At 49.1% G+C, this 5,191-nt stretch carries 4 protein-coding genes; 2 read left to right on the top strand and 2 right to left on the bottom strand.

Going from position 1 to position 5,191, the window contains the following annotated elements:
• Window positions 1-1,359 (top strand): L-lactate permease (locus ACTHSP_RS17610; RefSeq protein WP_440346556.1); only part of this gene is annotated, 1,359 nt, incomplete at its 5' end.
• A gap of 297 nt (window positions 1,360-1,656) precedes the next feature.
• Window positions 1,657-2,019 (top strand): ACP-like domain-containing protein, encoded by a 363-nt coding sequence (locus tag ACTHSP_RS17615; protein WP_004520408.1) that lies wholly within the window; start codon window positions 1,657-1,659, stop codon window positions 2,017-2,019.
• Between the two features lie 140 nt (window positions 2,020-2,159).
• On the opposite strand, the gene dnaN is transcribed toward ACTHSP_RS17615, so the two are convergent.
• Together dnaN and dnaA are read right to left on the bottom strand one after the other, a co-directional pair.
• Complete coding sequence (dnaN, locus tag ACTHSP_RS17620; RefSeq protein ID WP_004520410.1) at window positions 2,160-3,263, bottom strand: DNA polymerase III subunit beta; 1,104 nt, start codon at window positions 3,261-3,263, stop codon at window positions 2,160-2,162.
• Between the two features lie 106 nt (window positions 3,264-3,369).
• The gene (gene dnaA, locus ACTHSP_RS17625) at window positions 3,370-4,938 is read right to left on the bottom strand and encodes a chromosomal replication initiator protein DnaA (protein ID WP_314511140.1); all 1,569 of its coding nucleotides are present in this window, start codon (window positions 4,936-4,938) and stop codon (window positions 3,370-3,372) included.
• Window positions 4,939-5,191 lie beyond the last annotated feature (253 nt).

A 5,191-nucleotide genomic window follows, 5' to 3' on the forward strand; every position in this document is an offset into this window, starting at 1 on the left:
CGCATGATGGAAACCACCGGCTGTATCGACGTCATCCGCAAATGGCTGGCTACCATCAGCCCGAATCCGATTGCCCAATTGATGATCATCGGCTGGTCTTTCGCCTTTATGATTGAAGGCGCGTCCGGTTTCGGTACGCCTGCCGCCATTGCCGCGCCAATCCTGATGAGCTTGGGCTTCAACCCGTTAAAAGTAGCCATCTTCGCTTTGGTGATGAACTCCGTACCTGTTTCCTTCGGTGCAGTAGGTACCCCGACTTGGTTCGGCTTCGCACCTTTGGGCTTGGATCAAAAGAGCATTATGGAAATCGGTATGCAAACCGGCGTAATGCACTTCTTTGCAGGTTTCATCATCCCTGTTATCGGCTTGAGCTTCATCGTACCTTGGGCTGAAATCCGCAAAAACTTGGGCTTCATCGGTATCGCCGTATTCTCCTGTACCCTTCCTTACGTTGCCTTGGCGATGGTTAATGAAGAATTCCCATCTCTGGTTGCCGGCGCAATCGGCCTGATGGTGTCCGTATTCGCAGCAAACCGCGGCTGGGGCTTGAGCAAAGATTACGCCAAAGACCCGAATGCAGAAAAAGTACCTTTCGCACAAGTTGCCAAAGCACTGGCCCCTTTGGGTATGCTGATCGGCATGCTGGTGGTCACCCGTATCAAACAGTTGGGCATCAAAGGTCTGCTGACCAGCAAAGAAGAATGGTTCAGCTTCCAACTGCCGTTTGATTTGTCCAAAATCACCGTCAGCGACTCCCTAACCATCACCTTCGGCAACATCTTCGGCCAAGGCGTAAACGCTTCCTACCAAACCCTCTACGTTCCGGCTTGGATTCCGTTTGTCTTCACCGTTTGGATTTGCATCCTGCTGTACAAAACCAAATTCAAAGACGCATGGTCTTTCTACGCTGCAACCTTCAACCAAACCAAAAAACCTCTGCTTGCCCTGATGGGTGCGCTGATTATGGTTCAACTGATGATGGTTGGCGGCGATGACTCCATGGTGAAAATCATCGGTAAAGAATTTGCCGCGATGGCAGGTGAACACTGGGTGTACTTCTCCCCATACCTTGGCGCAATCGGTGCATTCTTCTCCGGCTCCAACACTGTATCCAACCTGACCTTCGGCCCGATTCAACAACAAATCGCGCTTGATACCGGCCTGTCCGTTACCCTCATCCTCGCCCTGCAATCCGTCGGCGGCGCAATGGGCAACATGGTCTGCATCAATAACATCATCGCGGTGTGCAGCGTATTGAACGTAAACAACGCCGAAGGCGCGATCATCAAGAAAACTGTCATCCCGATGAGCATCTATGGCGTCATCGCCGTGACTATCGCTTCAATTTTCTTCTTGTAAACCGCTTCATATCAAAGGCCGTCTGAATATTCAGACGGCCTTTTTTGTATTCTTTCGCTATATTTTTTAAAGAATCATTAATGTATATATTCCGCAACAACCTGCATAACCACTTTGCAACACCAAATTACAAACAACTTTCTATTAATAAACAATCGGGTAATCATAAGTAAACACTGTTTTGCAATTTACCTAATTGCCACTACCGACAAAACGCCTAAAATACGCTTCATCTGCAAACGGAAACCCTTTCTCACTTTGCAAGATAACACACAACCCTCATATGGAGCTTAGATCATGAAATTACTTTCTGTTATCACTGCAGCCGCATTGGCTACTGTTTCCTTCTCTGCTGCCGCTGCGCCTGCCGGCTTCGTTTCTTACCGTTGTGACGGCGGCAAATCACTGAACGTGATGTACGGCTTTGACCGTAGCGGCCGTGCAGTTACTGCCGACGTAAACGCCGGTGGCAAAAAAGCCTCTTTGGTTGTCGACAAAAAACGTTCTGACAGCACTGGCACTACTTTCACCAACCGTAAAGGCTATGTAATGTCTGCCGGTTTCATCGACAAAAACACCCACACTACTTCTGAAGTGGTTGGCGTGAACGCCCCTAACGGCTCATTCCTGGTGAAAAACTGCGAACCACGTCCACGTTAATCCCAGTTTTCCTATTTAACCGAATCATCCCGGTTTAATCAAAAGGCCGTCTGAAAAACAATTTTCAGACGGCCTTTTAATTCAAGCCTATAAAAAAGAGCGTGTACCCTACACGCTCTTTTTGTTTATTCACACACCAATTAAATACGCATCGGCATCACGATGTATTTGAAGTTAGGATTGTTCGGCACGGTAAACAGCGTTGAACGGTTGGCATCGCCGAAAGCAAGCTGCATATCGTCGGAGTGGATGTTACGCAACACATCCATCAGGTAGCCGATATTGAAACCGACTTCGAGTTCTCCGCCTTGGTAAGCGATTTCCAGCTCTTCGCGCGCTTCTTCCTGCTCATTGTTGCTACATACGACACTCAGCAAACCAGGCTGCAGGAACAGTCGTGCGCCGCGGAATTTTTCATTGGCAAGAATGGCGGCACGCTCGAGTGCACCCAAAAGCTGGGTACGGGATACGAGGAAAATCTTGTCATTATCCAAAGGAATCACGCGGTTAAAGTCAGGGAACTTGCCGTCGATGACTTTGCTGACAATGGTTGTGCCATTGCATTGGAAGCGTACTTGATTGTCCAAAAGCTCAACGGTGATGGACTCGGACGGATTGTTCAACAGCTTGAAGAGTTCCAATACCGTTTTGCGCGGCAGGATTACTTCCGTTTTCGGCAGTTCTGCTTCAATTTGGCTGGCCGCATAAGCAAGGCGGTGGCCGTCGGTTGCAACAAGGCGAAGTTGGTTTCCTTCAACCTGCATCAGCAAGCCGTTGAGGTAATAGCGGATATCTTGAACCGCCATGCTGTATTGCACTTGCGAAAGCATGGTTTTGAAGGTCTCTTGAGTCAGCGAGAAAGTTGCGCTGACGTCGCTGCCGACGTTCATCAACGGAAAGTCTTCAGCCGGCAGGGTTTGCAGGGCAAAACGGGATTTTCCCGCGCGCAAAGTCAGACGGTTATCCGCCCAATCCAGTGACACCAGCGCACTGTCAGGCAGGGCGCGCAAGATGTCTTGGAATTTTTTAGCGTTGGTCGTAATACGGAAATCGCCTGCCTGACTTTCAGGGCCGGCGGTATTGATTTGGATTTCCAAGTCGGTTGCCAAAAGTTTGGTTTGTCCGTCTTTGCTTTCCAGCAACACATTAGACAAAATCGGCAGAGTATGGCGACGTTCGACAATACCGGTAACGGCTTGCAACGGCTTGAGCAGACTGTCGCGATCGGCTTGTAAAATCAGCATGTTCCATTCCTTTGAATTTGAAATCGGTTGATTTGGATATTTTAAAATATTTTTTGTATTCAGACGGCCTCATATTGACATCAAGCCGTCTGAATATTGCATTGGGTCAGTTCTGAATCAAAATCAGCAGTTTTTCGTAGTCTTGCGCCAATTCGGGGTCTTCTTCGCGTAATTTCGCCACCGCTTTGACGCCGTGCATCACAGTCGTGTGGTCGCGACCGCCAAAGGCATCGCCGATAGAAGGCAGGCTGAGCGTGGTCAGCTCTTTGGTCAGGCTCATGGCAACTTGGCGCGGACGGGCAATATTGCGCGTGCGTTTTTTGCCTAATATATCGCTGATTTTAATACGGTAGTATTTGGCTGTCGCATCGATGATGATGTCGGCGGTAATGACTTTGTGTTTCTCGGCAATAATATCCTGCAAAGCCGTACGCGCCAAATCCATGTCGATGACAGGACGGTTCATAAAACGGCTGCTGGCGCTGACGCGGTTGAACGCGCCTTCCAGTTCACGCACATTGGAGCGGATCAGATTGGCGATAAACAGAGCGGCTTCGTCTTCGATACTGATACCGGCCGCTTCTGCCTTTTTCTGCAAAATCGCCACGCGCATTTCCAATTCGGGCGGTTCAAGTTCCAAAGTCAAACCCCATGAGAAACGGGACTTGAGACGGTCGTCCATACCTTCGATTTTGGCAGGCAATACGTCGCACGTCAGGATCAGCTGTTTTTTCTCGTTGTGGAAATGGTTGTACAGATAGAAGAACTCTTCCATCGTACGGTCTTTACCTTTGATGAACTGAATATCGTCGATAATCAGCAGGTCATATTGTTTGTATTGTTGCTTGAACACATCGTAAGTGTTGTTGCGCACAGCCTTCATAAAGCTGCGGATATAGTCGTCCGAGTGCATATAGCGCACTTTGGCATCAGGACGGTTTTTCAGCAATTCGTTGCCGATGGCCTGCACCAAGTGGGTTTTACCCAAACCGGTACTGCCATATAAAAAAAACGGGTTGTAGCCCTGCCCTGGATTTTCAGCAATCGCTTGGGCGGCTGCAGCGGCAAGGCGGTTGCCCTTACCTTCCACCAAAGTTTCAAATGTATAGTCGCGCGACAGATTGGTTTGCTCGTAGCGCGCTTCTTCCGCATCGTGTTGCGCGTCGGTTTTGGCTTTGGCAACTGCTTTAGACTCAGCCGGAGCGACAGTTTGCACTTGAGGTTCATGCGACAGGTTTTTCATGCGCTGCGCCAAAATCTCGGCAGCCGTCTTGGCAGCGGAAGGCTTGGAAACCGTTTCAGACGGCCTGTCTTCTTCTATTGCCGCAACGGTTTGCAAAGGCATTTGGACAGGCTCTACACATTCTTCAACTTCAATGACTTCTTGCACTTGCACCGGCGCAACAGCCTGAGCCACCATTTCATAATGCGTACCTACGCCCGGCTTAAACGCAAACGCAGCCTGCTGAGGCACCAATTCGGCACGCACGGCGTCAATTTTGGCGGCAAACTGGCTTTTGAGCATATTGCAGGCAAATTGGTTTTTACCATACACCACCCATACGCCGTTTTCTTCGCCCACGGTCAAAGGCGCAATCCATTGCGCAAACTGCCCGGCAGGCAACATTTCGTGAAGGCGGCAAAGGCACAGCGGCCAAAATTCAGCTAACGTCATGAGATTAAGCTCGGAAAATGGAAGATTTGGGAAATACAAGAAGGCAGAGCAGACAGGCAATCCAATAAAAATCAGATTTTTATGACACACCGGCTGCTTTCAGACGGCCTTGCGTACAGAGAAAAGCAAGGTTGGGCGATTATACCCACTCCGCTCTTTTTTATCCACAACCGCCACAAAATTTTATCCACAAATTCTATCAATGCATAAAACCCGTTGTCACACTTTAGCCAACGAAAAGTTTTTATATTGA

This window comes from Neisseria sp. P0001.S005, assembly GCF_051963715.1.